Here is a 3,863-nt window from a genome sequence, read left to right on the forward strand (position 1 = left end):
TTTTTCTCTGGATGATATACTCTTTCGAGCACATATCGGACGTATACTGTACCCCCTTTTTTCACATAATTTATCTTTCCGGGTATCTTCGGAATGTCTACCTCAAAATTCAGATATCTCTTTCCAATCCGGAACAAAGCTGCCGTAAAATACTCGCTGTGAATCTCTCTGCATTGTTTCAGAACCCGGTTCCAGTCAATCTCACTGCCATAGTGTGAAGCATAGAGAATTATGTCACATACCTGACGAATTCCAAATCCACTGTGATCAGGATCACATCCGGGACCTGCTCCTTCACCTTCCTGATCAGTCTGGAATTATCTTACCGAAACTACTGTCATGCAGATCTGCCAGCTGTACGATGCGAAGAGAAGATGAAATTTTCTCCGTGGAAGAAGTAATGTGCGTCACAGACAGCGCATATCTGGATGCCAGGAGATCGGCTGCTGAGAGAACAATCAATATCACCAGAAGACAAAGCAGGTAGCTTTTTAATTTTTTAACAGGTGCGAACATATACAACTCCTTCCTGGGTATGATTATTCAAAATTCTGTTCAATAACCTAAATTCTGTTCCACCGGTTTTCGGTCGTCCACCCTCAGTTTGAATTTTAAATCAATCTGATCCGGTGATTAATTTTCTAAAATTTTTTCACCGTTGAAAAAAAGAAATAATCATGCTATAATAACTATTCCCATTGTAAAGGGGGTGATGCTATATGGCAACTACGAGTTCTAGTCTGGAAATGCTCAGTGCATTTATTGGCTGTATCAGCTCGTACCTCGCACTTATGCGAGGCGTAAGCCCAGTAACGCAGAGTAAAGCATCATTTTTTCTGTTTGGCGGTGACGCACAATAAAAAACCGAATCCTATAGTCCACAGTGGGATATGGCGGTTCTAAATGAGCCGTCATTTTTTACTTTATCGGAAAGATCGACTGAATTAGATTTATGAATCCTACTGTTTCAGGCATTCCAAGATATATTTCATAATCCGTTCCTCTGAATTTAACTGGTTTCGTGTATAATATTCCCGCACAGATTTTTCGTCTATTACTTCACGTCCAGCCTCTTTTTCCCCATATCCTGCTCTTTTTTCAATCCATGGATCCTGTTTATGGCTGATTGTTTCCAGTGTTTTCGGAATACAAGCCAAATGTGTCCAAAACCATATCAATGGCTCTTAACTCGTCCTCGGAAACCTTCGAAAGCATACATCCATGGCTGCTGTATATTCCATTATTTATTGGTTTATAACCAAATTCCTTATACTGGTTATATACTGACGGATAAACCGGACCATGCAGCCAGGCCTGGCTTCTTCAATCATATGTGTTCCATTCAATGCATAATTTACCCCATCTGAAAAAGCCAGTAGTTTCTCCAATGCCAGCGGCGTAACCTCTTCAAGTTGTGTCACAATATAATTGGTAATCTGCTCTGTCTTCGAATTACCAATTTCACGCAGACGTTCACATCTAACCGTAACTTTATGATATGCCACAGGCTTTAATTTATCCTTATGTTTCTCTACGGAGTTTATAAAACTTAACTCATGATTCAAAAATTCCAATAATCTATCTGAATATTTCCTTGCAGGTATATAGCCCTCATAATATCTTTTAATTGTAGCTTTCCCAAAACCTGCAATATCCGCTAATGCTTCCTTTCCTACATCATATTTCGCCAGAATCTCTGAAATCTCATCCAGATCAATAATCCCTTTCAACTGTTTATATGCTTTTATTGCTAACTTCCCATTTTTTTCCTACTCACACCCTGTTATTAGCTAAAACAAAAGGTTTTAAAGTTTTTTGCTAAGTAAACATACCTACTCATTTATCCACCAACAAAATTACGAACAACTCAGTATTTATCAGAGTTTTAAGTGTTTGAGTAGGAAAATAATGAGAAGTTAGCATTTATCTTGGCTTCTGATCTTCTGGTATTATACTCTGGATCCACAGCTACTTCACTGCCACAGTGTCTGCATTGTCCCGTATGAAATTTGAATTTAACAGTTTCTCTTTACAATTACGTAGAAAGCATATTATCAATATGGTGCTCCCATTAGTATAGGTCTTTTCACCGACCACAATACTTAATTCAAAATTAAATAAATTCCCCGTTCTCTCCAATAAAATATGACATAAATTCTACCTTATCAGTTTTTGAAATCTGGATATATGAATGTTGATTATATTTATCTACCACTTCATTCCAGCCATTTACCAAATTCATAATATGTTGAACTCCCTTCTCTGTTCCTGCAACTGCAAAGTAACTCTCTTTTATCTGCTCTTTCTCTAGAACTTGCCTTTCATAAGAAATAATTGCATTAAATCCATGGTAAATAACCTCTGATGTAGTCTCATTTTCCCCCTTAACTCCTAGAACCAAGTTGCATAAGGCAATACTGCTGTAATACATTCGAATTCCCGGATATGGATGATCATAGGCATCCCATTCTTTTTCCAAATATTGTGAAAAATCCCTATTAGTTTTCCTTGCAAAAACATCAAAACACAAATAAAGAACAATAAACAATATATCAAAAGTACTCTTTAATACTTCTATATTCTCATTCCAATATTTAATCATAATATTGGCATTAATCATAGCTGCGAAGGAGTCCGCATCATACTCTCTTAGCTGAGAAATCCAGTTATCTTGAGCACTTGACATCTTCCCATCTACATATAATTCTTCTAACCATTTTCTGTTAGAATCCGTCCACAAATGCCCATGTACGATATGCCCAAATTCATGTGCAAGCACAAAATTCAGCATATACATATATAACACTTTTTTATAATCTTCTTCTTTTTCTGGTGTCAAATAAAACACCTTACTGAAATTCTTATTCCCAACGAAATCTTCAATCGCATTCCAAAACGCATCACACAACCCTACAGTCAATGCTATATAGTTTTTTCCTTCATAATATGTAGCAAATGCATTGACTCTTGTATCATTTACAACCCATACAGACACTTGCATTTTTATATATATCTCTTCAGAAGTCCATGTTTTCATTCCCTGTTTCATTTTTTCCAATAAGAGATTCGTTATTTCTGCAACTTTATAAAAAGTTGGCATAAACTCCAGTAATTCTATATCCTCTTTGTCTATTCTGATTTTTATCTTATCCATATCCCGTATTTAATTTTTCTCCATTGTACTCACTATATCCGAATTTTCATAAAAATATTTTATAATTTCCGAATCTATTTTGGTATCGAATTTCCTTGCAAGGTAAGCCCTTAACTGTTCTATATCATTCACAAAGTCCATAGTACACGTATTCGGACTTCCTACACTTAAAATCTGTCCTCGCTCTATCTCATATACTCAATGAATATAAACATTCACCTATTCCCTTCTAGCACCCAATCTTATTTATTGACTTTTTCTCCTGATCTTCGTATATTGTTAAAATCATCCTAATTGCACACAAGTTTAATCTATACAGTAAGCGCTTAAATCTTGGGTAGCTTTACTGTCTACGGTTTTAAACTCATAATGATAGTAAATAGATTTTTACTACACTCCGCTTGATAGGAGATAGAAAATTACTACATTTGGAGGTCTCATTATGAGCAAGAAAAGTGCTCCAGAGCGCTCCCTGGAAGAATGTGAATAATCCGGAGTGAAATCCATCACCTGTCCGGCATATGGAAATCAATGTTCCGTTTTTTAGGAAATCGTGATTCCGGCAAAAAGGAAATCACATTTTTCCTAAAACCTTATATGTGAACTCTGCAAAAAAGTTACACTAAATCCGCTACACCGCATAAATACTAGAGTTTCATGGATGGTTTTAGTGTAACAGTTACACTAAGACCAATTTGGGGAAAATGGC

The 3,863-nt window shown here is 36.2% G+C and carries 5 protein-coding genes; all 5 read right to left on the minus strand.

The window, feature by feature from the left end:
* Window positions 1-306: 306 nt before the first annotated feature.
* Window positions 307-516 (minus strand): hypothetical protein, encoded by a 210-nt coding sequence (locus ACTNES_RS19890; protein ID WP_441040477.1) that lies wholly within the window; start codon window positions 514-516, stop codon window positions 307-309.
* Window positions 517-959: 443 nt separating this feature from the next.
* A complete protein-coding gene (locus ACTNES_RS19895) occupies window positions 960-1,178 on the minus strand; it encodes a hypothetical protein (RefSeq protein WP_441040478.1) in 219 nt (72 codons plus the stop codon).
* Window positions 1,117-1,308, minus strand: coding sequence for a type II toxin-antitoxin system antitoxin SocA domain-containing protein (locus ACTNES_RS19900; RefSeq protein ID WP_441040481.1), 192 nt, complete (start codon window positions 1,306-1,308; stop codon window positions 1,117-1,119). The genes ACTNES_RS19895 and ACTNES_RS19900 overlap by 62 nt, the downstream gene beginning before the upstream one ends.
* The gene (locus ACTNES_RS19905; protein WP_441040479.1) at window positions 1,245-1,730 is read right to left on the minus strand and encodes a hypothetical protein; all 486 of its coding nucleotides are present in this window, start codon (window positions 1,728-1,730) and stop codon (window positions 1,245-1,247) included. The genes ACTNES_RS19900 and ACTNES_RS19905 overlap by 64 nt, the downstream gene beginning before the upstream one ends.
* A 383-nt stretch (window positions 1,731-2,113) precedes the next feature.
* The gene (locus tag ACTNES_RS19910) at window positions 2,114-3,154 is read right to left on the minus strand and encodes a M48 family metalloprotease (protein ID WP_441040480.1); all 1,041 of its coding nucleotides are present in this window, start codon (window positions 3,152-3,154) and stop codon (window positions 2,114-2,116) included.
* Window positions 3,155-3,863: the final 709 nt, after the last annotated feature.

The sequence above is a fragment of the Blautia sp. HCP3S3_D9 genome, from assembly GCF_052063845.1.
Classification (GTDB): domain Bacteria; phylum Bacillota; class Clostridia; order Lachnospirales; family Lachnospiraceae; genus Blautia_A.

Excerpts from the sequence above, each read along its gene's own strand:
- ACTNES_RS19890 (WP_441040477.1), bottom strand. The coding sequence starts at position 516 with ATGTTCGCACCTGTTAAAAAATTAAAAAGCTACCTGCTTTGTCTTCTG.
- ACTNES_RS19910 (WP_441040480.1), bottom strand. The coding sequence starts at position 3,154 with ATGGATAAGATAAAAATCAGAATAGACAAAGAGGATATAGAATTACTG.